The sequence below is a fragment of the Rhodococcus erythropolis NBRC 15567 genome (assembly GCF_001552595.1).
GTDB lineage: Bacteria > Actinomycetota > Actinomycetes > Mycobacteriales > Mycobacteriaceae > Rhodococcus_F > Rhodococcus_F erythropolis.
Window position 1 is genome coordinate 125,527 of sequence record NZ_BCRM01000007.1, and the last position, 23,740, is coordinate 149,266.

Here is a 23,740-nt window from a genome sequence, read left to right on the forward strand (position 1 = left end):
GGCGGGCCAGCCCGTAGTCCGCCGACGCGAGGCTACGTACAGAGGTGGAAGACATGGCACAGAAAGCACGCACTCTCGCCGAGAAGGTGTGGGACGACCACGTTGTCGTGAAAGGGGAGGGGCAGGATCCCGACCTCATCTACATCGATCTCCACCTCGTTCACGAAGTGACGAGCCCGCAGGCCTTCGACGGACTTCGCTTGGCAGGACGCCCGTTGCGCCGTCCCGACCTGACGATCGCCACCGAGGACCACAACGTTCCGACGATCGACATCGACAAGCCGATCGCCGATCCCGTGTCCAAGACTCAGGTCGACACCTTGCGCCGAAATTGCGAGGAGTTCGGAGTTCGCTTGCACCGCATGGGCGATCTCGATCAGGGCATCGTGCATGTGGTCGGACCGCAGCTCGGCCTGACTCAGCCGGGAACCACCGTGGTGTGCGGCGACAGTCATACGTCGACGCACGGCGCATTCGGTGCGCTCGCAATGGGAATCGGCACCAGCGAGGTCGAGCACGTGATGGCGACGCAGACATTGTCGTTGCGCCCCTTCAAGACCATGGCGATCACGGTCGACGGCGAGCTGCCTCCTGGCGTCACGAGCAAGGACTTGATCCTGGCAGTCATCGCCAAGATCGGCACCGGCGGCGGCCAGGGCTACGTCCTGGAGTACCGCGGCGAGGCCATTCGCAAACTGTCGATGGAAGCTCGTATGACCATCTGCAACATGTCGATCGAGGCCGGAGCCCGTGCGGGCATGATCGCACCGGACGAGATCACTTACGAGTTCATCAAGGGCCGTCCGCATGCACCGTCGGGCGCAGAGTGGGACGAAGCCGTCGCCGCGTGGGAGTTGCTCAAGACCGACGAGGGCGCCGAATTCGACAACGAGGTCCACATCGACGCAAGCGCATTGACGCCTTTTGTCACGTGGGGAACCAATCCGGGACAGGGTGCACCGCTCGGTGACCGTGTTCCCGATCCGGAACTGATCGTCGACGAGAGCGAGCGTCAGGCTGCCGAGAAGGCGCTCACCTACATGGGTCTCGACGCCGGCATGGCGCTTCGGGATGTTGCTGTCGACACCGTCTTCGTCGGTTCGTGCACCAACGGACGCATCGAAGATCTGCGCGCGGTGGCCGAGGTGCTCGAGGGTCGCCATGTGGCAGAGGGCGTTCGGATGCTCATCGTTCCCGGCTCGATGCGGGTGCGTGCTCAAGCCGAAAGTGAAGGTCTCGGTGAAATCTTCACGGCGGCAGGGGCCGAATGGCGCCAGGCCGGTTGCTCGATGTGCTTGGGAATGAACCCTGACCAGCTTGCTCCCGGCGAGCGTTCGGCATCGACGTCCAACCGGAATTTCGAAGGCCGACAGGGTAAAGGCGGTCGGACCCATCTGGTTTCCCCGCTCGTCGCGGCTGCCACTGCGGTCCGCGGAACGCTCTCGGCACCGGCCGATCTGGTCTGACCCACTTACCATCTCGAGGAGAATTTCGATGGAATCCTTTACCACGCACAAGGGTATCGGCGTCCCGCTGCGACGCTCGAATGTCGATACCGATCAGATCATCCCTGCCGTGTACCTGAAACGGGTGACGCGCACGGGATTCGAGGACGGGCTGTTTGCAGGCTGGCGCACCGACCCCAACTTCATTCTCAATCTGGCTCCGTACGACAAGGGAAGTGTCCTCGTAGCCGGTCCCGATTTCGGCACGGGCTCTTCGCGTGAGCATGCCGTGTGGGCTCTCTCCGACTTCGGATTTCGGGTCGTCATCGCTTCCCGGTTCGCCGACATCTTCCGCGGGAACGCCGGAAAAGCCGGTCTCGTAGCGGCACAGGTCGAGCAGAGCGACGTCGAATTGCTCTGGAAGTTGCTCGAAGAGCAGCCCGGACTGGAATTGACAGTAGATCTCGAGAATCGGACCGTGAGCGCCGGAACTACGGTGGTGCCGTTCAATATTGACGACTACACACGGTGGCGTCTGCTGGAGGGTCTCGACGACATCGGACTGACATTGCGGCAGGTAGAAGCGATTTCCGAGTTCGAAAAGTCAAGGCCTTCATGGAAACCGACTACCCTTCCAGCCCGAATTTCGCAGGGCTGAACCGAAATCCGCAACTCCGCGCGGGAAGAGAAATAGGTCACCATTTCGCAGTCACGTTGAATGAGAATTGGCGTGGCACATAGACTCTTGCCGTTATCAGGTTTACCGTGGTTCTCAGTCGGTCCGACGGTGGACCACAATTAGCGGAGGAATTTCAATGAACAAGGCAGAGCTCATCGATGTTCTGACTGAAAAGCTGGGTTCGGACAGGCGCACAGCGACCGACGCAGTGGAGCACGTCGTGGACACCATCGTCCGCGCCGTCCACCGTGGCGAGAGCGTGACCATCACCGGCTTCGGAGTCTTCGAGCAGCGTCGTCGTGCAGCACGTGTTGCACGCAACCCGCGTACGGGCGAGACCGTCAAGGTCAAGCCGACGTCGGTTCCGGCTTTCCGTCCGGGTGCGCAGTTCAAGGCTGTTATCGCTGGTGGACAGAAGCTTCCGGCCACCGGCCCGGCAGTCAAGCGTGGCGTAGCAGCACCGGCCACCAAGGCTGCAGCCAAGAAGGCTGCTGCCAAGAAGACCGCAGCCAAGAAGGCTCCGGCAAAGAAGGCTCCGGCCAAGACCGCAGCCAAGAAGACGGTTGCCGCGAAGGCTCCCGCCAAGAAGGCTCCGGCCAAGACCGCAGCCAAGAAGACGGTTGCCACCAAGGCTCCCGCCAAGAAGGCTCCGGCCAAGACCGCAGCCAAGAAGACGGTTGCCACCAAGGCTCCCGCCAAGAAGGCTCCGGCCAAGACCGCAGCCAAGGCTCCGGCCAAGAAGGCTCCGGCCAAGAAGGCTCCGGCCAAGACCGCAGCCAAGAAGGCTCCGGCCAAGAAGGCTCCGGCCAAGCGCGGAAAGTAGTCGCGTTCGGGTGAAAAACCCGATGCCGTAAGACAAAGAGGTGCAGCCGCGGATCTGATCCGCGGCTGCACCTCTTTTTGCTGTCTGGGAGAAGTGTGAATTCTCCTGTGTTTCAGTGCTTTGCAAAACTACCGAATCGAGCTGGGGCCGGCTGGTCCAAATCCCTCAGGAGTTGGCGACTTTGGGGAGCGGGCTGTCGAGGTGATCGGCGGCGACGAGACGGCCGTCGAGGAACGAGAGCACCCAAGTGCTCGCCTTACGGTTGCGTGCAGAGGGCAGTGTTACACCGGCCGTATCAGCCCACCAGCGCATCAAATCGGGGATGACGCCTCCTTGGCTGCAGATCACTGGAGTGCCCTCCAGTGCGGCAATCTGCAGCGCACGTGCCCGAGCGGCGTCGGGATCGGCCTCGTAACCTTCTTCGGTCAGAAGAGGTTCCGTCGAAATCTCGACACCCAATGCCTCCGCCAACGGCATTACGGTGTCGATGCAGCGCGTACGGTCAGCCGCGAAAACCGAATCGGCTCCGAAGATTTTCAGCTGTTCGACCAAGGCGGCGGATTGTTCTTTGCCCTTGGCGTCGAGTGGACGCAAATTGTCGTCGCCCTTGTACCGCTTACGGCTTCCAGCCTTTGCGTGGCGGACGAGTAATACCGTTTTCGTGTCAGGCCGAATGGAAACGAAGCGGCGAAGAATCATTCGATCCATCGGGTAGGAAAGATGATCGGCGACCTCGGCGACCGGAAGCCAATAGAGAACATCTACTTCGTTATTCGGCCCGAAATCTCCGTCGACTGCTTCGGCCGACCAGTATTCGACTCGTTTGAGTTTGCGATGTCCCGGGATCGGGTACGTCACGCCACCGAGGTGCCTTCCGAAACGTCCGGTGATCGAGGTCTCTTCGCGGACCTCGCGAACTGCTGCGGTCAAGAAGGTCTCGCCTGGATCGAGCTTTCCTTTGGGGAATGACCAGTCGTCGTACTTCGGTCGATGTACGACGGCGATCTCGATGGCGGAAGGATCCTGGGGAGCCTTCCGCCACAGAACCGCGCCTGCGGCAAAGATGTTGGCTTTGACCGGCTTGTCGCTCATGGTGTGATCCGAGCCCGTCAAGACCCGCTGGCGGTGCGGCTGCGCATCAACGACTGTTGATGCTCACGTACGTCCTCACCGCGTTCGGGGGCAGCTACCCAACTGCCGTCCGGATGCAGTACCCAGCAGCGAGTTCGCGGATCGAGCGCGGAATCGAAGATGTCACCGAGTTGCTTCGACAGTTTCGGATCCTTGACCTGCACCATGACCTCGACGCGGCGATCGAGGTTGCGGTGCATCATGTCTGCGCTGCCGATCCAGAATTCGTCGGCCGAGCGGAAGTGGAACATTCGCGAGTGTTCGAGGAACCGCCCGAGAATGGAACGTACTTCGATGTTTTCGCTGAGGCCCGGAACACCAGGCTTGAGCGCGCAGATTCCGCGGACCACGATCTCGACGGGGATACCGGCCTTGGACGCGCGGTACAACGCGTCGATGACCTGCTCGTCGACCAATGCGTTGGCCTTCAAGCGGATACCGGCATCGCGGCCTGCGAGCTTGTGAGCGATCTCGTTGTCGATCCGCTCGATGATCCCGCGGCGAACCCCGTACGGCGCGACGAGAAGGTTGCGGTAGCTCGTCTTGCGGGAGTATCCGGTCAACGAGTTGAAGAGGTCGGTGAGGTCGGCACCGATCTCCGGTGCTGCGGTGAGCAATCCGACGTCCTCGTACATGCGCGCGGTCTTCGGGTTGTAGTTGCCGGTGCCGATGTGGCAGTAGCGACGAATGGTCGAACCTTCGCGCCTGACGACGAGGCACGTCTTGCAGTGAGTCTTGAGACCGACGAGACCGTAGACGACGTGAACGCCGGCCTGCTCGAGTTTGCGTGCCCACTTGATGTTGGCCTGCTCGTCGAAGCGGGCCTTGATCTCCACGAGGGCAACAACTTGCTTGCCGGCCTCGGCGGCGTCGATCAGTGCGTTGACGATGGGGGAGTCGCCCGAAGTTCGGTACAGGGTCTGCTTGATCGCGAGCACCTGCGGGTCGGCCGCGGCCTGTTCGATGAAGCGTTGAACGCTGGTGGAAAACGAGTCGTAAGGGTGGTGGACGAGCACGTCGCCCTCGCGCAGGGTCGAGAACACACTCTTCGGTGTCTCACGCTCGCCGAACGCCGGATGCGTCGCCGGGACGAACGGAGCGTCCTTGAGCGCCGGGCGATCGACGGCGTAAACCTGCCAGAGGCAGGACAAGTCGAGGAGCCCGGAAACCTCGATCACGTCAGCCGGATCGACGTCGAGTTCACGCAGAAGCAGTTCGAGCATGTGCTCGGTCATGTCGTCGGCAACTTCGAGGCGAACGGGCGAACCGAAACGACGACGCGCCAATTCACGTTCGAGTGCCTGCAGCAGATCCTCGTCCCGATCCTCTTCGACCTCGAAATCGGCGTTGCGTGTGATTCGGAAGGCGTGATGTTCGACGATTTCCATTCCGGGGAACAGCACGTCCAGATGAGCCGAAATCAGTTCTTCCATCGGGAGGAACGAATCGATGGTGGACGAAGACGTCGTGCTCTTGACTCGCACGAACCGGCCGACGTTGTCGGGGACCTTGACGCGAGCGAAGTGTTCGCCGCGGGTGACGGAGTCCTTCACTGTCACGGCGAGGTTGAGGCTCAGTCCGCTGATGTAGGGGAACGGGTGGGCGTGATCGACTGCCAAAGGCGTCAGTACCGGGAAGACCTGCTCGTGGAAATGCGCCGAGAGCCGGCCGTGATCGTCGGCACTGAGGTCGGCCCATCGAACAATTGAAATGCCTTCTGCCGCCAGGGCAGGGCGGACCGAGTCGAGAAACACGTGTGCGTGCTTGTCGGCGAGTTCCTGGGTGCGACGCGCAATGAGCGCCAATTGTTCGCGTGGGGAGAGGCCGTCGGCGGACCTGACCGACAGGCCCGTCTCGTCGCGGCGCTTGAGTCCGGCGACCCGGACCATGAAAAATTCGTCGAGATTGGAAGCGAAGATGGCGAGGAACTTTGCGCGTTCGAGCAACGGCAGTGACTCGTCGGCAGCCAATGCGAGAACACGGGCATTGAAATCGAGCCAGCTGAGTTCGCGGTTTAGGTAACGATCCTCGGGAAGTCCGACGAGCAATTCGGGTAGCTCTGCCTTGGTAGCTGCAGGGGGAGCGCCCGGGATGTTGGTGGCGACCGCGACGGCCTGAGATCGCGGCGAGGTGGCCGCGCCGTTCTCGTGCCGGCCGGAGCTGTGGTCTCCGTCCGACTGGTCTTCGGAAATACGGTTTTCGAGTGCTTCGCCATTGCTCACTCGTCGATCATCCCCCACAATCGCGCGGTCCGACAATCGATGAAAGAAAATTCATCGACTGTTCGACGGCGTGGCCTTGAGTCTGGTCAACGAAGCCAATGTCGCGGGGCCCACTCCCAGTGCGCGCACGGTGTCGAGGTCGGCGTGGGTGTCGACGTCGGTGCGCAGTCCCGGCCATTGGCCGTTGAGTGGACGAGCACCTGAATTAGCATGTCCCCGTGCGGATTCCGGACCGAATCGGGGGTCGAGCGCACTCTCGCCACACGCAAACAATGCGGAAGTGCCGGAGCCGTGGTGATCGACGACGACTGAACGTCCACCGCTTCGGGCGGCGGCCACGGCCTCCGTCAGTTCGCTCGGTCGCATCGCGGGCAAGTCGGCTTGCAGCACAACGAGGTCGACCACTCCGCGTTTGGCTCGGATATCGGCGGCCGCTGCACTCAACGCTGCGTTGAGGGTTTCCTCCGCGCGCGGTGAGGCGCCGTTGGTCAGCGAGATGTCGGGAGCTGGATCGGCGTAGACCGTCACGCCGACGGAATACGCAAGAGCGGCAACGGTCGGGTCTGGGGTGACCACCGTGACGGTGTCGATGGCAGAGACGGCGGCAACGGTCGCGAGGGTGTCGTGAAGCATGGCCAACACGAGGTCTGCACGCGCGTCCGCGTCGAGTTCGCCCGCGAGCCGGGACTTGGCCGATCTCAAGGACTTGACGGCCACTATCGCATGCATGGGGCGTTCGATCTCCGTGCGCGCATGCGGTGTCTCCACGACGTGTGGGTACGGGGGTTCCGCGCTGTCCATCCCTCGATCTTGCCAGTCATCACGCTCGGTGTCCGCGGCTGCCCACCGCAGTGCACCACAGGCGATACTCTGTGCAGACGATTTTTCTGGCGGCGACCCGCTTCGCCGGGTAGACGGGGTGAGCGTGTGAGTAAGGCAGCTGTATTGGGCGCAGGTTCGTGGGGAACAGCGTTGGCCAAGGTGATGGCCGAGGCCGGAACCGACGTGACGATGTGGGCCAGGCGTGAAGAGGTCGCGAAGCGCATCGACACCACACACGAGAACAGCGACTATCTGCCGGGCATTGCTTTGCCTTCGTCGATTCGCGCGACCCACCACCACGAGGAGGCAATGGCAGGCGCTGACTTCATCGTGCTGGCGGTTCCTTCGCAGTCGCTACGGGGAAACCTGGAGCAGTGGAAAGGCTCGATCGGACCCGATGCGACTCTGCTGAGTCTGGCCAAGGGAATCGAGACCGGGACGCTCATGCGCATGAGCCAGGTCATCGTGTCGGTGACCGGCGTGGAACCGGGGCGCGTCGCGGTGCTCTCGGGCCCGAATCTTGCACACGAGATCGCCAGCGGGCAGCCCGCGGCCACGGTGATCGCCTGCTCGGATTCCTCGCGTGCCCTCGCTCTCCAGGACGCTTGCGCTACCGGCTATTTCAGGCCGTACACCAACTCCGACGTCATCGGTTGCGAGATCGGTGGCGCGTGCAAGAACGTGATCGCGCTGGCCTGCGGCATGGCCGCCGGTAGTGGATTCGGCGACAACACGGTTGCCAGCATCATCACCCGTGGTCTCGCCGAGACGATTCGGCTCGGTGTCGCGCTCGGCGCCAAGGCGTCGACGCTTGCAGGCTTGGCGGGCGTCGGTGACCTGGTCGCGACCTGCACGTCCGAGTTGTCGCGAAACCGGACGTTCGGAGAGCGACTCGGACGGGGCGGGTCGATGGAATCGGCACAGAAGGCAACCAACGGTCAGGTCGCCGAGGGTGTGAAGTCGTGCACGTCGGTACGCGCACTCGCTGCCGGCTACGACGTGGAGATGCCGTTGACCGACGCGGTCCATCGGGTGTGCCACGAAGGCATGGCCGTCAGCGATGCGATCGGTCAGTTGCTCGGACGCCGGACGAAGCCGGAATGAGTGAAATTAATGTGAGTGATTTCGAGGGTTACGGGGATTCGACGCGCAGTGTGAGCGCCGTTGCGCGCGAACACGCTGCGGGTCAGCCCATGCAGCTGGGTCCGATATTTGCTGCGCCGTACCAACTTTCGGTGGACGAAGGCTCCGAGTCCGATACCTATGCTCGAGCGTCGAACCCGGGTTGGCGCGGACTCGAATCGGCGCTCGCGGCGCTCGAAGGAGCGGACCACGCACTCGTCATGGGGTCGGGGATGTCTGCGATCACCGCGACCTTGCGCAGCGTGCTCGTCGCCGGGGATACCGTCGTCGTGCCCTCGGACGGGTACTACCAGGTGCGGTTGTACGCGAACGAACGGTTGGCTCCGTTGGGAATCACCGTTCGCGAAGTCTCGACCCTGCAGATGGGCGACGCGAGTTTCGGGGAACTGCTCGACGCGTCACCGGGTCGCGTGGTCGTCGTCGCCGAGACGCCGTCCAACCCGGTGCTGGACGTGGTCGACCTTCGCGTGCTCGCCGACGTGTGCCACCGAGCGGGTGCGCTGCTGATCGTCGACAACACGACTGCAACACCGCTGGGGCAGCGCCCGCTCGAATTGGGTGCCGACGTCGTGGTGGCCAGCGGTACCAAGGCACTCAGCGGGCACAGTGACCTCCTGATGGGTTACGTCGCTACTTCCGATGCGGCGGTGAGTCAGCGGATCGAGCGTGAGCGACTTCTTTCGGGAACAGTGCTCGGCCCCTTCGAGACGTGGCTTGCGCACCGGAGTCTCGGCACGGCAGGCCTGCGATTCGGGCGTCAGTGCGACAACGCGCTGGCCCTGGCCGAGATGTTGGCTGGACACAAAGCGGTCCGGTCCGTTCGTTATCCCGGCCTTCGCGGTGACCCGTCCTACACAACGGCATCCGGTCAGATGAAACGATTCGGCGGATTGGTGAGCGTCGAGTTGGATTCGGCTCAAGCATTCCACTCGTTCGTCGAAGCGAGCAATCTCGTCACGGCCGCCACCAGCTTCGGTGGGATCCACACGACGGCGGATCGCCGTGCGCGCTGGGGCGATCCGGTCAGTGCGGGTTTTGTCCGAATCGCTTGTGGCATCGAGGACACCGCCGATCTCCTGGCCGACATCGAGCGCGCGCTCGACGCGTGAGCGGACCACGTCGATGATTTCCGGCCCGGCCCGATCGCGTGCCGAAGTCGATTCGGCGGTACGGTTTGACGCGTGAACAGCAGCCGTACCCGCGTGGCCGTGATCTTCGGTGGCCGGAGCAATGAGCATTCAGTGTCCTGTGTTTCCGCCGGAAGCGTCCTGAGCAACCTCGACCCGGATCGGTACGACGTCGTACCGATCGGCATCACCGTCGACGGTTCCTGGGTCCTCGGGTCGAGCGACCCCAGCTCCCTCGCGATCAGCGGGCGCGCGTTGCCGTCGGTCGACAAAGACGGAACGTCGGTGGTCCTCAGCGCGGACCCCACCCGCGAGGGCGAGGTCATCTCCTTCGACGGCTCCGACGCCGGTGCTGTGCTCGCGTCGGTCGACGTCGTTTTCCCCGTTCTGCATGGGGCTTACGGCGAAGACGGCACCATTCAGGGATTGCTCGAACTTGCCGGGGTTCCGTATGTCGGACCCGGAGTCCTGGCCAGCGCCGCCGGCATGGACAAAGAGTTCACGAAGAAGCTTCTTGCCGCTGAAGGACTTCCCGTCGGAGTGCAGGTCGTGCTTCGACCGGGAATCGCAACGCTGACCGAAGAACAGAAGGCGGAGTTGGGCCTTCCCGTGTTCGTGAAGCCCGCTCGTGGTGGTTCGTCCATCGGCATCACCCGGGTGAGCAATTGGGACGGTCTGGACGGGGCGATCGCTCATGCGCGCCTGCACGATCCCAAGGTGATCGTCGAAGGCGCGATCATCGGCCGTGAGGTGGAATGCGGCGTCCTCGAATTCCCGAACGGCGACGTCAAGGCGAGTGTGGTCGCTGAAATCCGGATGCCGGATTCCGACACCGATTCGGACGCGTTCTACGACTTCGACACCAAGTACCTCGACGACGTCTGCGAATTCGACATCCCCGCGAAACTCGACGAGTCGGTGAGCGACCAGATCAGGGAGCTTGCAGTCCGCGCGTTCAAGGCACTCGATTGCCAGGGACTCTCGCGGGTCGATTTCTTCGTCACGGCTGACGGCCCGGTGATCAACGAGATCAACACGATGCCCGGGTTCACTTCCATCTCGATGTATCCGAAGATGTGGAACGCCACCGGAATCGATTACCGCACTTTGATTTCGACACTGGTCGACACCGCCATCGCTCGCGGTACCGGACTTCGCTGATCAGGGAACCGCGACCGGCGCCGGGTCGAGGGGCTTCTGTTCGAGAGTCGCCGTGATGGTGTCGGAGATCTCCTGAATCGGCGTCGGGCCGGTCCCGTCGGGGATCGTGATACCGATGTACTCACCGCGGTCTACGGCAAACCAAGTGCTCGCAGCCAGACCGACGTCGGTTCCCGAGACCTGGAACCATTGGACACCGTTCACAACCTGTAGTGCTGCAGCCTGGTCGAACTCGGTCGGACGGTCGAGCCCGCAGCGCAACACGATCGGCTCACCTTCGCTGCGCTGCCAAGCTGCCGCTCCAGCCGGAGCAGGGTCAACCAACTCGGCTTTCGTGAAGTCGTCGATCTTGTCGGGGAGCGCACCGAGGAGGGAAACGCAGGCCTCCGACTCCGCTGCCGGTGCCGGTACGGGTCCCAGCGCTACCGGCGAGAGTTCAGGGTTGTTTCCTGCGACGACGGCCGCGATCACCACTCCGACGATCAGGGCTACCGGGAGCGCGATGGCGGTGGCGATCAGCGCCGGACTGCGGCGCTCGGTCGGATCGTCGTCGCTATCGGGGTCGATGTCGGCGTTGTCTGCGGTGGAGGTGTTTTCTGCCATGCTCAGTTCTTCGCTCGGGTCCTGGTCCAGTCGATCAGCGGTCTCGTCACTTCGCAGGGCACGTCGGTGAATCGGTAGGATTGCCGACACACGCGTGAGCTTGCAGAAGCATTCACGACCACAGCTAGAAGGTACCGCAGGCCGCTTACGAGCGAATTGCGTCGGCATTGGAGACACTCATCGCATCATCGGGGTTCGGGTCAGAGCACACTGTCGAGCAGGTGGGGGAGTTCGACGTGATCGCGCGATCTCTGGTCGGCCGAATCCAACCGGTCACCACCGAATTGGGGCCGGGTGACGATGCCGCGATCGTGACGTCCGGAGACGGCCGTGTGGTTGTCTCTTCCGACATGCTGGTCGAAGGTCGGCATTTCCGAATGGATTGGTCTTCGCCACGCGACATCGGCCGAAAGGCAGTGGCACAGAACGCTGCGGATGTCGTCTCGATGGGAGCGCGGCCGACGGCATTCACCGTGTCTCTGGGGTGCCCGCCTTCGACTCCGGTCGACGTGATCGACGCAATCTCCGCGGGAATCTGGGACGCGGCAACCGATCTGGGGGCCGGTGTGGTCGGCGGTGACCTGGTCCAGTCGCCGGTGGTCGTGGTGTCGGTGACCGTGCTCGGCGATCTCGGTGGCCGTCCGGCAGTTCTGCGTTCGGGAGCAAAGATCGGTGACAAGATCGCGGTCGCCGGGTTGTTCGGTTGCTCGGCAGCAGGGTTGGCTCTACTGCTCGACGAAGCCGTATTGCTCGACGAAGCCGAAAGCTTTCCAGACTTGCTTGCCGCTCATCGTGTTCCGAATCCGCCGTATCAATCGGCATGGGACGCCGCAGAATCAGCACATTCCATGACGGACGTATCCGACGGATTGATCGCGGACCTTCGACATCTCGCAGAGGCCTCGCACGTGCGGTTCGACATCGTCTCGGCCGCGGTTCCCACCTCACTCGATGTCGCATCGGCGGCCGAGGCGCTCGACGTCGATCCGCTGGACTGGATCCTCTCCGGTGGTGAAGATCACGGATTTGCAGCAACTTTCGGGCCTGAGGTCGAGATTCCGTCGGGTTGGACTGTGATCGGTTCGGTTGCGGCCGGTTCCGGCGTGAGCGTCGACGGTGCACTTCGCGAGAGCGGCGGGGGATGGCACAGCTTTTCGACCACCGGCACCACCGCGGTATAGGTTGCTTTCATGGCTGTATATGCACTTGGAGACAGAGTTCCGGACATTCATCCGGACGCATACGTTCACCCGGACGCGGTGGTGATCGGCGCCGTGACTCTCGCGGCGGGCACCTCGATCTGGCCGCAGGCGGTATTGCGTGGTGACTACGGAACCATTTCGGTGGGAATCGGATCCAACATCCAGGACGGAACTGTCATCCATTGCACCGCCATCGATGCGACTGTCATCGGTTCCGGTTGCGTCGTGGGCCACAACGCGCACATCGAGGGGTCGACCATCGAGGACCACTGCCTGATCGCATCGGGATCCGTGGTTCTCAACGGAACGGTGATCGGGACGGGGTCGATCGTCGCCGCGGGTGCGGTGGTGGCCAACAAGATGCAAGTTCCCCCGCGCAGCATGGCACTCGGTGTGCCCGCCAAGGTCCGTGCGGGATACGAAGTTCCGCTCGGCCACCTCGACGGAAACGTCAAGATGTACGCAGCCAATGCGGCGTACTACCGCGACGCGTTGCGCAGGCTCGACTGATGGCGCCGCTTGCAGAGATCGTCGATCCAGGGTGGGCGCGGGCACTCGAACCGGTCTCGGAGCAGATCTCCGCGATGGGTAAGTTCTTGCGCGAAGAGATCGCTGCGGGACGGGAGTATCTGCCTGCGGGAGAGAACGTCTTGCGTGCATTCACGAACCCGTTCGACGACGTTCGGGTGCTCATCGTCGGTCAAGATCCCTATCCGACGCCCGGTCATGCTGTCGGGTTGAGCTTTTCGGTTGCCCCGGACGTGCGGCCGGTTCCACGAAGTCTCGGTAATATCTACAAGGAGTATCACCAGGATCTCGGGCTGCCGATACCGCCGAACGGCGATCTGACGCCGTGGTCGAAACAAGGTGTGCTGCTTCTCAATCGCGTACTCACCGTGCAGCCGGGTCAAGCCGCTTCTCATCGTAAGAAGGGCTGGGAGCCGGTGACCGAGCAGGCTATCCGCGCTTTGGTGGCGCGGTCGTCACCGATGGTGGCGATCTTGTGGGGTCGTGACGCGGCCACTCTCGCGCCGATGCTGGGCGACACACCGATCATCGAATCAGCGCACCCGTCACCGCTTTCGGCTTCGCGCGGCTTCTTCGGTTCGCGCCCGTTCAGTCGTGCGAACGAACTCTTGACCGGACTCGGGGCCGACCCGGTCGACTGGAATCTGGGCTGATCGAACTGCGCCTGCACTCACCTGGCATGCCGAACGTCGTGACACGACATTCGGCATGCCAGCTGACTAGGCCTGCTTTGCGGAAGTGAAATCGGGGCGACGCTTGTCGACGAATGCGTCGACACCCTCGCGCCCGATCGGGCTGTTCGCCGCGAGGGCGATGGACGCAGCCTCGGCGTCGAGTTGCTCGGCGAGCGAGTTCGTCCGCGACGAACGCAGCAGTGCTTTGATTCCCGAGTACGACGTACTCGGTCCGTTGGCCAAAGCGCGGGCGAGGCGAGCTGCCTCTTCCTGGACCTCGTCGTCGCCGACGAGTCGGGTGAGGATCCCCAGCCGGACGGCTTCGTCGCCACCGATCACCGAATCGTTGAGAAGAATCTCGCGAGCGCGTGCCACGCCGACGATGCGGGGGAGTGTCCACGACATTCCGCCGTCCGGGGTGAAACCGATGGAGGGGTAGGCGGGGCGAAGCTTGGTGCCGGTGCCGCCGATTGCGACGTCGGCGAGGCAGACCAGGCTCATTCCGGCGCCGGCAGCCCATCCGTGGACCCCGGCCACCACTGGAGCGGTCGCGGCGTCGAGCGCGCGAACGAACACGTGGAAGACACGGGCAACCTCGGCGACGTACTCGCCGCGGTCAGGGGCTGCGGCGAACGCACGGACGTTGCCTCCGGCGCAGAAATTTGCGCCCTCTCCGACCAGAAGAATGCTTCCGATGTCGTTTCCGGCTGTCTCGAGCGCCTGCGCGCCCTGAACCAGTCCTTCGTCGTCGAGGGAGGTGCCGTTGGCGGCGGTGGAAATGGTGATGCGGAGTACGCCCTCGTCGAGGGTCACTTTGCTCAGGTCATCGATAGAAGTCACTCAACGCACATTACGGGTGCCGGACAACCATACGAAACACGGGGACACATAGATACAGACACATAGATACAGCTCTGCCCCCGTCACCGAAGTGACGGGGGCAGAGCCTGCAATAGTTTGTGCTCGGGCAATCAGCCCCGAGCGACCTTGCCTGCCTTCAGGCAGGAGGTGCACACGTTGACCTTACGGGTGTTACCCGGGGCAACCTCGGTACGAACAGACTGAATGTTCGGGTTCCAGCGACGATTGGTACGCCGGTGCGAGTGCGAGACCGACTTACCGAAGCCGGGCCCCTTGGCGCATACGTCGCAGACGGCAGCCATAGTCGCGAACTCCTTGTTAGAAATGAATATTGAAGTGGTTACCCTACACGGTAGGGCAGCCAGAATTACAATCCGAATATACTCGACTTCGAACCGATCCTTGACCGCTCACTGTGCAGTCGAACGTGAAAACAGTCAATCAGCAACAAACAAAGTGCAGCATTATTTCGTGTAGCCCGTTCGAGGCAACCGTGTAAGAGTAACCGCTTCCGGCCCGAATGGCCAAACCGCCCGGTAATGACGGTTGCGCAGAAGCGTCGGACTACCCTCGACTGCACCGATCACCGATCTCTTTTTCATCGTCAGTCTTTCCATCGTCTGTCTGTCCATCGTGGAGGGGAACCGTCAGTGGGGGAAGTGCAACGCGTCGCCGAAGAAGCGGAATCCGTCGCGGACGGACATCTGCTGCGGCGCTGGGCCCGCCGGGCGGTCGACAGCCTCCAGAAACGTCGCGGTGAGATCAACAGCCTCAACGTCTTTCCCATCCCTGATTCGGATACCGGCACCAACCTGTTGTTCACGATGCGGGCCGCGCTCGATTCCGCCGAGACGATCGAGGACGACGTCCGCAGTGCCGGCCGCGTCGCCAACGCGCTGGCTCGGGGCGCAGTGTCCGGTGCACGCGGTAATTCCGGAGTGATCCTCTCCCAGGTGATCCGGGGTATCGCGGAGAGCGTTCAAGGCGAGCACATCGACGGCCGGAGCTTTGCGAACTCACTGACCACGGCGACGGGACTGGCTTCTCGGGCTGTCTCCGATCTGGTGGAAGGCACCATCGTCACGGTTCTGCGCGCGTCGGGTGAGGCAGCGCAGGAGTGCGTCGACACCAAGACGCCGAGCGGCGAGGACCTTGCTTCCGTGGTTGCCGCCGCTGCCGATGCGGCTGCGATCGCGCTGAACAAGACCCCGGAGCAACTGGACGTTCTGGCGTCGGCCGGGGTGGTCGATGCCGGGGGATTCGGTCTGGTTCTGATCCTCGACGCTTTTGTCGAGGTGGTGACCGGGAAGTCGCAGGTTCGCGAGGATCTGGGGACGCCGGACCCGAGGTCGAGCGCAGTTGTCGACGTCAGCGCATTCGATCACGATTGGGCTCACAAGAGCCCGATCGAATGTGGTGATCACTCGGAACAGGATTTCGAGGTCATGTACCTCGTCGACGACTCGGACGACGATCGCATGACGGCGCTGCGCACGCGGCTGTCCGTCCTCGGAGATTCGACGGTCATCGTCAGCGACGGCTTCGGTGGCTGGTCGGTGCACGTGCATTGCTGCGATGCCGGTGCAGCCGTCGAAGCCGGCCTCGAAGCCGGGAAGGTCCACGGTATTCGCATCAGCAGTTTTCTCGTCGACGAACGCGACCAGTTGGTGGCACGGGCGGAGAGGCGATTCCCGGGTGCCGGTGCCCGCGGCGTTCTGGCCGTCGTTGCCGGTGAGAGTGCGGCGGCGTTGTTCGAGAGTGAGGGCGCGACGGTTCTTCGGTGCGACGACGCGCCGGTGACACGTGCGCAACTGCTCGGCCGCATTCGTCAGATGGAGCGAAGCGAAGTTCTGGTGCTGCCGAACGGCGCCTTGACGGCTCAGGAACTGGTCGCAGTCAGTGCCGCTGCGCGCGATCCGCTTCACCAGGTTCTGCTGCTGTCGACATCGTCGATGGTTCAGGGCTTGGCCGCACTTGCCGTCCACGACGCCCAACGCAACGTCGCCGACGACGGCTTCACGATGTCCGAGGCGGCGGCTGCGACGCGCTGGGGATCATTGCGAATTGCGGTCGAGCGTTCGCTGACGTACGTCGGGACGTGTGATCCGGGTGACGCGATCGGTCTGATGGGGCACGAGGTGGTGCTCATCGGTCCCGACGTCGCGGAGTCGAGTGCGCGACTGGTCGACCTCGCGCTCGGATCCGGTGGCGAACTCGTGACCCTACTCATGGGCGCCGACGCGCCGGACGACCTGGCCGGGCAGCTCGAGGCGCACGTCATCGCGCACCATCCGGGCGTCGACGTGCTCGTCTATCAGGGTGATCAGCCGGGTGACCTGTTCCAGTTGGGTGTGGAGTGATCGAACCGGGTCTGTCGGTGACTACTGATATACGAACACATGTGCTTACCGCGACACTGTGCTGGAGGAACTGATGGCGACGCTCGCCGACCCACTCGATCGGCTGCTGGGAAAGAAGACCGCGGACGCGCTCGACGAGGCATTCGAGATTCGGACGGTCGAGGACCTGCTGCGTCACTACCCACACCGGTACGCGTCGGCAGGCAAGGAACTTGCCGAGAAGGAGCCGCCCGAGGGTGAGCACATCACCATCATCGCGCGGGTGGCGTCGGCGGCGGTCGTGAAGATGAAGAACCGTCCGGGGCAGATGTTGCGAGTATCGCTCGCGACTGATTCGCAGACCGTCGACGTCACGTTCTTCAATCCGCAGAAGGTGCGGCACGTCATCAAGCCCGGCGTGCGCGCGATGTTCTCCGGGACGGTGAAGTACTTCCGCGGCAAGTGGTCTCTCACCCACCCGAGCTACCTGATCCTCCCGGAACCTCGTGTCGGCGAGGAGGATTCGGTAGTTCCGCTTGCATCCATCAAAGGGGCCGGTGACCTTGCCGGTCTGGCTCGCGCAAACCAGGACCCCGGCGCCGAACTCGATCTGTCCGTCTTCGACCGCGCATTGATCCCGCTGTACCCGGCGACCCGCGAGGTCGAGAGTTGGACCATCATGCGGTGCGTGCGGCAAGTGCTCGATCAACTCGATCCGATCGAGGAGCCGTTGCCCGCCGAGACTCGGGCCGAGCACGGATTCATCGGTTTGGACGAGGCACTGCGCACCGTTCACCTCCCGGATACCAAGGAGGACATCGAACGATCTCAGGATCGTCTGCGTTTCGACGAGGCGCTGTCTCTGCAGTTGGTCCTCGCGATGCGTCGTCACGACAATTCCGAGCGTGTGGCGCCGGCCTGCGCTCCGGTTGCCGGCGGGATCGCGGACCAGTTCGAGGAGATGCTCCCGTTCACTCTGACGGAGGGACAGCAAGCAGTCGCGGAGGAGATCTCCAGCGACCTCGCCCGCCCACACCCGATGAGCAGGCTTCTTCAGGGCGAGGTCGGGTCAGGCAAGACCATCGTGGCTCTGCGCGCGATGTTGCAGGTCGTCGACGCCGGTTATCAGTGCGCGTTGCTCGCACCGACCGAGGTCCTGGCAAATCAGCACGCGCGATCACTGCGCAAGATGATGGGCCCGCTGGCCGCAGGCGGTGAACTCGGTTCGGCCGAACATTCCACCCGTATCGCCCTTCTGACCGGCTCGCTGCCGGTCGCTGCGAAGCGCGCAGCGCTGCTCGAAGCCGTGACCGGCGACGCCGGGATCGTCATCGGTACCCATGCGCTCATCCAGGACAACGTGGAGTTCTTCAACCTCGGCATGGTTGTCGTCGACGAGCAGCACCGCTTCGGCGTCGAGCAACGTGATCAGTTGCGATCACGAGCGCGTGAAGGTCTGAGTCCGCATCTGCTGGTGATGACGGCAACGCCGATTCCGCGAACCATCGCCATGACGGTGCTCGGCGACCTCGAGGTCTCGACCCTGCGGGAACTACCGCGTGGGCGAACCCCGATCAAGAGCAGCGTCGTGCCCGCGAAGCAGAAGCCGCAGTGGGTGGATCGCGCATGGGAACGAATCCGTGAGGACGTTGCCGCTGGTCGTCAGGCGTATGTCGTGTGCTCACGCATCGGCGACGGTGAGCAGGGTGCCGGTGAGGACCAGTTCACCGAGGAGAAGCAGCCCGAGACCAAGTCGGCGGTCGACGTCTTCGAAGAGCTGTCGAGTGGCCCGCTGGCCGATCTGCGAGTCGGGTTGCTGCACGGTCGACTGCCTTCCGACGAAAAAGACGTCGTGATGAGCGCATTCAACGTCGGTGACATCGACGTCCTCGTCTGTACGACTGTCGTCGAAGTCGGTGTGGACGTTCCGAATGCGACGGTGATGGTGATCGTCGACGCCGAGCGGTTCGGCGTCAGTCAGCTCCACCAACTACGTGGACGAGTCGGTCGAGGCAAGCACCAGGGACTGTGCATCCTCGTCACCGGAAGCAATCCCGGCGGACCGGCGTACGAGCGGCTCTCTGCGGTGGCAGCGACCAACGACGGGTTCGAACTGGCACAACTCGACCTCGCGACCAGACGTGAAGGAGACATCCTCGGTGCGGCGCAGTCTGGCACAACCTCGAATCTGAGACTGCTTTCCCTCATGGCCCACGGAGACATCCTCGAGTCCGCCAGGGAGTTCGCTCAGGGAATCGTCGACTCCGATCCGTCGCTCGAGGATCATCCCGCCCTCGCTTCCATGGTGACCGCTGCCCTGGACTCCGACCGGATCGAGTACCTCGAAAAGTCGTGACGGGTATGACGACAAGCTGAAATCGAATAGCACGAGGACCGCCGGGTTGGTTTCTCGATTCAGTCCGAAATATGAGACTCCGCATGTAGACGCAAGATGAAATCGGGGTAGTTTTCTCGAATGTTCTCCAAAGTGCTCGTCGCGAACCGCGGCGAAATTGCGATCCGTGCCTTCCGCGCCGCCTACGAACTAGGTGCCGGAACCGTCGCGGTGTTCCCGTACGAGGATCGGAACTCGATCCACCGTCTCAAGGCAGACGAGAGCTACCAGATCGGGGAGAAGGGTCACCCCGTTCGGGCGTATCTCTCAGTCGAGGAAATCGTCGCCGCCGCCAAGAGTGCCGGAGCCGACGCCATCTACCCCGGTTACGGCTTCCTTTCCGAGAACCCGGATCTGTCGGCGGCGTGCGCCGAGGCAGGCATCAAGTTCGTCGGCCCGTCCGCCGAGATCCTCGAGTTGACCGGAAACAAGGCTCGGGCCATCGCAGCGGCAAAGGCCGCCGGTCTCCCCGTGCTCGCGTCCTCGGAGCCGTCAGCGGACATCGACGAGTTGCTCGCGGCCGCCGAGGACATGACCTTCCCGATCTTCGTCAAGGCCGTTGCAGGCGGCGGTGGACGCGGAATGCGCCGCGTTGCGGAGCGCTCACAGCTCAAGGAATCGATCGAAGCCGCAGCGCGCGAAGCGGAATCGGCCTTCGGCGATTCGACGGTCTTTCTCGAGCAGGCCGTCATCGACCCCCGGCACATCGAAGTGCAGATCCTCGCCGACGAGCAGGGCAACGTCATCCACCTCTTCGAGCGTGACTGCTCGCTGCAGCGTCGCCACCAGAAGGTGATCGAGCTTGCTCCGGCGCCCAATCTCTCGGAAGAGTTGCGCGCCAAGATCTGTGCCGACGCCGTCGCGTTCGCGAAGGAGATCGGGTACACGTGCGCAGGCACCGTCGAGTTCCTCCTCGACAAGCGCGGCAATCACGTCTTCATCGAGATGAACCCGCGAATTCAGGTGGAGCACACCGTCACCGAAGAAGTGACGGACGTGGACCTGGTCCAGTCGCAGCTCAAGATCGCGTCCGGTTCGACGCTTGAAGAACTTGGTCTGTCACAGGACACGATCAAGCTTCGCGGCGCGGCGCTGCAGTGCCGCATCACGACCGAGGATCCGGCCAACGGATTCCGCCCGGACACCGGCCGCATCACCGCGTACCGCACCCCGGGCGGAGCCGGCATCCGCCTGGACGGCGGCGCGACGCTCGGAGCCGAGGTCGGCGCGTACTTCGACTCGATGCTGGTCAAGCTCACCTGCCGTGGTCGTGACCTCGAAGCCGCTGTCGCGAGGGCTCGCCGCGCGGTCACCGAGTTCCGCATTCGTGGCGTCTCGACCAACATTCCGTTCCTGCAGGCGGTTCTCGACGACCCGGACTTCCGGGCCGGACGCGTGACGACCTCCTTCATCGAGGAACGTCCTCAGCTGCTGACTCTGCGTTCTTCGGCAGACCGCGGCACGAAGATCCTGACCTACCTCGCGGATGTGACGGTCAACAAGCCTCACGGTGAGCGGCCCTCGGCGGTGTACCCGCAGGACAAGCTGCCCAAGATCGATCTCTCGACGCCTCCTCCTGCCGGTAGCCGTCAGCGACTGCTCGAACTCGGACCCGAAGGTTTCGCGAAGGCGTTGCGTGAGCAGAAGGCCGTCGGCGTCACCGACACCACCTTCCGTGACGCGCACCAGTCGTTGTTGGCCACGCGAGTTCGGACCAGCGGACTGCTCGGAGTAGCCGGGCACGTTGCGCGGTTGACGCCGGAACTGCTCTCGATCGAAGCCTGGGGCGGCGCGACCTATGATGTGGGACTTCGCTTCCTGCACGAGGATCCGTGGTACCGGCTCGCCGCACTCCGCGAGGCGATCCCGAACATCTGCCTTCAGATGCTTCTTCGCGGCCGAAACACCGTGGGCTACACGCCGTATCCCGAAAAGGTCACGCGCGCATTCGTTCAGGAAGCCACCGACACCGGTATCGACATCTTCCGAATCTTCGACGCGCTCAACAACGTCGACCAGATGCGGCCCGCCATCGACGCGGTGCGTGAAACCGGAACGGCCCTCGCGGAGGTTGCGCTGAGCTACACCGGTGATCTGTCGGATCCGAACGAAACTCTGTACACGCTCGACTACTACCTGAAGTTGGCCGAAGAGATCGTCGATGCCGGCGCTCACGTGCTCGCGATCAAGGACATGGCAGGCCTGCTGCGCGCTCCGGCAGCTACCAAGCTGGTGACGGCGCTACGCAGCAACTTCGATCTGCCGGTTCACGTTCACACGCACGACACTCCCGGTGGACAGCTGGCCACGTACTTCGCAGCGTGGCAGGCGGGCGCCGACGCAGTCGACGGTGCTTCCGCGGCACTGGCCGGAACCACCAGCCAGCCTGCGCTCTCGGCCATCGTCGCCGCTGCCGCGCACTCCGAGTTCGACACCGGACTGAACCTGCAGAACGTGTGCGACCTCGAGCCGTACTGGGAGGCGCTGCGAAAGGTGTACGCGCCGTTCGAATCCGGACTGCCGGCGCCGACGGGTCGCGTGTACACGCACGAGATTCCGGGCGGCCAGCTCTCCAACCTCCGGACGCAGGCCGTTGCTCTCGGTCTCGGCGACCGGTTCGAAGAGGTCGAAGCCAAGTACGCCGACGCAGACCGCATGCTCGGGCATCTCGTGAAGGTGACGCCGTCGTCGAAGGTCGTCGGCGACCTCGCGCTCCATCTTGTCGGTGCCGGCGTGCCTTCGGAGGAGTTCGCCGCAGATCCGGCGAAGTTCGACATTCCCGACTCCGTGGTGGGCTTCCTGCGCGGTGAACTCGGTACGCCTCCCGGTGGTTGGCCGGAACCGTTCCGCAGCAAGGCACTCGAAGGACGTGGCCAGGCCAAGCCGGAAGCGACGTTGTCCGCTGAGGACGAGGTGCTGCTAGAGGGCTCGTCGAAGGACCGTCAGGCGACGCTGAACCGTCTGCTGTTCCCCGGCCCGACAAAGGAATTCCTCGAACACCGCGAGAAGTACGGTGACACGTCGCGGCTTTCGGCAAACCAGTTCTTCTACGGTTTGCGGCGCGGCGACGAGCACCGGGTCGAGTTGGCTCCCGGCGTGGAGCTGATCATCGGTCTCGAGGCGATCTCCGAGCCCGACGAGCGCGGCTACCGCACTGTCATGTGCATCCTGAACGGCCAGCTTCGCCCGGTCTCGATCCGCGATCGCTCCATTGCCAGTGACGTACCGGTGGCGGAGAAGGCCGACAAGAACAACCCGGGCCACGTGGCTGCACCGTTCGCGGGCGTCGTGACGCTCGCGGTCAAGGAAGGCCAGAAGATCGAGGCCGGCGACACCGTGGCCACGATCGAAGCGATGAAGATGGAAGCGGCGATCACCTCGCCGCGCGCTGGCGTCGTCTCGCGGATCGCGATCAGCGCCGTCCAACAGGTCGAGGGCGGAGACCTGCTGGTAGTCGTCTCGACGGGGGAGAGCGCCGCAGAGTGACACGCATCATCTCGGGACTCGCGGGCGGTCGACGCCTGCGAGTCCCGCCGAGCGGCACCCGTCCGACGTCGGATCGGGTTCGTGAGGCGCTGTTCAGTGCTCTCGAAGCGCGCATCGATCTCGAAGGGTGCGCGGTTCTCGACCTGTTTGCGGGTTCGGGTGCTCTCGGCCTCGAGGCGCTCTCGCGGGGAGCCGAGCACGTTGTTCTCGTGGAATCCGATGCCAAGGCTGCTGCCGTCATCAAGGCGAACATCGGCACTGTCGCGTTGCCGGGGGCGACGGTTCGCGCCGCTCCGGTTGCGGCCGTGGTCTCGGGTCCGAGCGCGCGTGAATACGACATCGTGATCGCGGACCCGCCGTATGCGGTAACCGACGAGGCCGTCGTGTCCATGCTCGCTGATCTGCAGGCCAACAAATGGGTGGGGGAGGGCACGATCGTCGTACTCGAACGTTCGTCGCGCTCGCCGGAGACTGTGTGGCCTCAGGGCTACGAGCCGATCAAGGCCAAGAACTACGGTGAAGCCCGCATCGAGCTGGCCACCTGCTACGGTCTGGACTCATGACTGGCGCCGTCTGCCCCGGATCCTTCGACCCTGTGACCAACGGTCACCTCGACGTAATCGGAAGAGTTGCTGCGCAATTCGACGAGGTCGTGGTCACCGTGCTGATCAACAAGAGCAAGCGTGGCATGTTCACGATCGACGAGCGGATCGAGATGCTCGAAGACGCGACGAGCCACCTGCCCAACATTCGCGTCACGTCGTGGCACGGATTGTTGGTCGACTACGCGAAACAAGAAGGCCTCAGCGCGATCGTCAAGGGTCTGCGCGGCGCGAACGACTTCGATTACGAGCTGCAGATGGCTCAGATGAATCAGAAGCTCACGGGCGTCGACACGCTCTTCGTTGCCACGAACCCGACCTACAGCTACCTGTCGAGTTCTCTGGTGAAGGAAGTTGCGACCTTCGGCGGCGACGTCTCCGACATGCTCCCGGCCAAGGTGCATTCTCGGCTACTCGCGCGTATCGCCGAACGAGCAGCCGAAAACAGCTGATCCCCGACACACCGACCACGACGACACCCCGTTGGCCGTTCTTCC

General features: G+C 63.4%; 20 protein-coding genes. 14 read left to right on the top strand and 6 right to left on the bottom strand.

Features of this window, described 5'->3' with window-relative positions:
* Positions 1–44 precede the first annotated feature (44 nt).
* From leuC to RE4_RS31950, 3 genes are all read left to right on the top strand, one after another.
* On the top strand, positions 45–1,466 hold the full coding sequence (gene leuC, locus RE4_RS12585) for a 3-isopropylmalate dehydratase large subunit (protein ID WP_046378385.1): 1,422 nt from the start codon (positions 45–47) through the stop codon (positions 1,464–1,466).
* Between the two features lie 28 nt (positions 1,467–1,494).
* Positions 1,495–2,103, top strand: coding sequence for a 3-isopropylmalate dehydratase small subunit (gene leuD, locus RE4_RS12590; RefSeq protein ID WP_019747937.1), 609 nt, complete (start codon positions 1,495–1,497; stop codon positions 2,101–2,103).
* A gap of 157 nt (positions 2,104–2,260) precedes the next feature.
* Positions 2,261–2,947, top strand: coding sequence for an HU family DNA-binding protein (locus RE4_RS31950; RefSeq protein ID WP_020907264.1), 687 nt, complete (start codon positions 2,261–2,263; stop codon positions 2,945–2,947).
* 165 nt (positions 2,948–3,112) lie between these two features.
* Here RE4_RS31950 and RE4_RS12595 read toward each other — a convergent pair whose 3' ends face one another.
* Genes RE4_RS12595 through cofC form a run of 3 tightly spaced genes read right to left on the bottom strand, consistent with a single transcriptional unit; the run spans position 3,113 to position 7,101 of the window.
* Positions 3,113–4,039: a bifunctional NUDIX hydrolase/histidine phosphatase family protein gene (locus tag RE4_RS12595; protein WP_019747939.1), complete on the bottom strand. Its 927-nt coding sequence runs from the start codon at positions 4,037–4,039 to the stop codon at positions 3,113–3,115.
* Between the two features lie 17 nt (positions 4,040–4,056).
* Positions 4,057–6,300, bottom strand: coding sequence for an RNA degradosome polyphosphate kinase (locus RE4_RS12600; RefSeq protein ID WP_003942685.1), 2,244 nt, complete (start codon positions 6,298–6,300; stop codon positions 4,057–4,059).
* 51 nt (positions 6,301–6,351) lie between these two features.
* Positions 6,352–7,101 (bottom strand): 2-phospho-L-lactate guanylyltransferase, encoded by a 750-nt coding sequence (gene cofC / locus RE4_RS12605; protein ID WP_081098351.1) that lies wholly within the window; start codon positions 7,099–7,101, stop codon positions 6,352–6,354.
* A 126-nt stretch (positions 7,102–7,227) separates the two neighbouring features.
* Here cofC and RE4_RS12610 point away from each other — a divergent pair, with 126 nt between their 5' ends.
* From RE4_RS12610 to RE4_RS12620, 3 genes are all read left to right on the top strand, one after another.
* Entirely contained in the window at positions 7,228–8,226 is a 999-nt protein-coding gene (locus RE4_RS12610) for an NAD(P)H-dependent glycerol-3-phosphate dehydrogenase (protein ID WP_019747941.1), read from the top strand.
* Positions 8,223–9,374, top strand: coding sequence for a cystathionine gamma-lyase (locus RE4_RS12615; protein WP_060938661.1), 1,152 nt, complete (start codon positions 8,223–8,225; stop codon positions 9,372–9,374). Before RE4_RS12610 ends, RE4_RS12615 begins: the two co-directional genes overlap by 4 nt.
* Before the next feature lie 72 nt (positions 9,375–9,446).
* On the top strand, positions 9,447–10,553 hold the full coding sequence (locus RE4_RS12620; protein ID WP_024487352.1) for a D-alanine--D-alanine ligase family protein: 1,107 nt from the start codon (positions 9,447–9,449) through the stop codon (positions 10,551–10,553).
* On the opposite strand, the gene RE4_RS12625 is transcribed toward RE4_RS12620, so the two are convergent.
* Positions 10,554–11,246 (bottom strand): DUF3515 domain-containing protein, encoded by a 693-nt coding sequence (locus tag RE4_RS12625; protein ID WP_020907269.1) that lies wholly within the window; start codon positions 11,244–11,246, stop codon positions 10,554–10,556. It abuts the gene before it with no gap.
* An 89-nt stretch (positions 11,247–11,335) separates the two neighbouring features.
* On the opposite strand from RE4_RS12625, the gene RE4_RS12630 reads away from it, so the two are divergent.
* The 3 genes from RE4_RS12630 to RE4_RS12640 are packed head-to-tail and all read left to right on the top strand — an operon-like array spanning position 11,336 to position 13,539.
* Positions 11,336–12,337: a thiamine-phosphate kinase gene (locus tag RE4_RS12630; protein ID WP_081098353.1), complete on the top strand. Its 1,002-nt coding sequence runs from the start codon at positions 11,336–11,338 to the stop codon at positions 12,335–12,337.
* Positions 12,338–12,346: 9 nt separating this feature from the next.
* Complete coding sequence (locus tag RE4_RS12635; protein WP_007729328.1) at positions 12,347–12,868, top strand: gamma carbonic anhydrase family protein; 522 nt, start codon at positions 12,347–12,349, stop codon at positions 12,866–12,868.
* Positions 12,868–13,539 carry a uracil-DNA glycosylase gene (locus tag RE4_RS12640; RefSeq protein ID WP_020907272.1) on the top strand — a complete coding sequence of 224 codons (672 nt, stop codon included), beginning with the start codon at positions 12,868–12,870 and terminating at the stop codon, positions 13,537–13,539. The genes RE4_RS12635 and RE4_RS12640 overlap by 1 nt, the downstream gene beginning before the upstream one ends.
* 66 nt (positions 13,540–13,605) lie before the next feature.
* On the opposite strand, the gene RE4_RS12645 is transcribed toward RE4_RS12640, so the two are convergent.
* Positions 13,606–14,400, bottom strand: a complete 795-nt coding sequence (locus RE4_RS12645) for an enoyl-CoA hydratase-related protein (protein ID WP_060938662.1) — start codon at positions 14,398–14,400, stop codon at positions 13,606–13,608.
* 131 nt (positions 14,401–14,531) lie between these two features.
* Positions 14,532–14,723 (bottom strand): 50S ribosomal protein L28, encoded by a 192-nt coding sequence (rpmB, locus tag RE4_RS30700; RefSeq protein WP_003942669.1) that lies wholly within the window; start codon positions 14,721–14,723, stop codon positions 14,532–14,534.
* 348 nt (positions 14,724–15,071) lie between these two features.
* Between rpmB and RE4_RS12650 the strand changes: the two genes are divergently transcribed.
* From RE4_RS12650 to coaD, 5 genes are all read left to right on the top strand, one after another.
* Entirely contained in the window at positions 15,072–16,781 is a 1,710-nt protein-coding gene (locus tag RE4_RS12650; RefSeq protein ID WP_020907273.1) for a DAK2 domain-containing protein, read from the top strand.
* 73 nt (positions 16,782–16,854) lie between these two features.
* Positions 16,855–19,116, top strand: coding sequence for an ATP-dependent DNA helicase RecG (gene recG, locus RE4_RS12655; protein WP_029255116.1), 2,262 nt, complete (start codon positions 16,855–16,857; stop codon positions 19,114–19,116).
* Positions 19,117–19,236: 120 nt separating this feature from the next.
* Positions 19,237–22,641: a pyruvate carboxylase gene (locus RE4_RS12660; RefSeq protein WP_020969323.1), complete on the top strand. Its 3,405-nt coding sequence runs from the start codon at positions 19,237–19,239 to the stop codon at positions 22,639–22,641.
* Positions 22,638–23,204 (top strand): 16S rRNA (guanine(966)-N(2))-methyltransferase RsmD, encoded by a 567-nt coding sequence (rsmD, locus tag RE4_RS12665; RefSeq protein ID WP_003942746.1) that lies wholly within the window; start codon positions 22,638–22,640, stop codon positions 23,202–23,204. Before RE4_RS12660 ends, rsmD begins: the two co-directional genes overlap by 4 nt.
* Entirely contained in the window at positions 23,201–23,695 is a 495-nt protein-coding gene (gene coaD / locus RE4_RS12670) for a pantetheine-phosphate adenylyltransferase (protein ID WP_060938663.1), read from the top strand. Before rsmD ends, coaD begins: the two co-directional genes overlap by 4 nt.
* Positions 23,696–23,740: the final 45 nt, after the last annotated feature.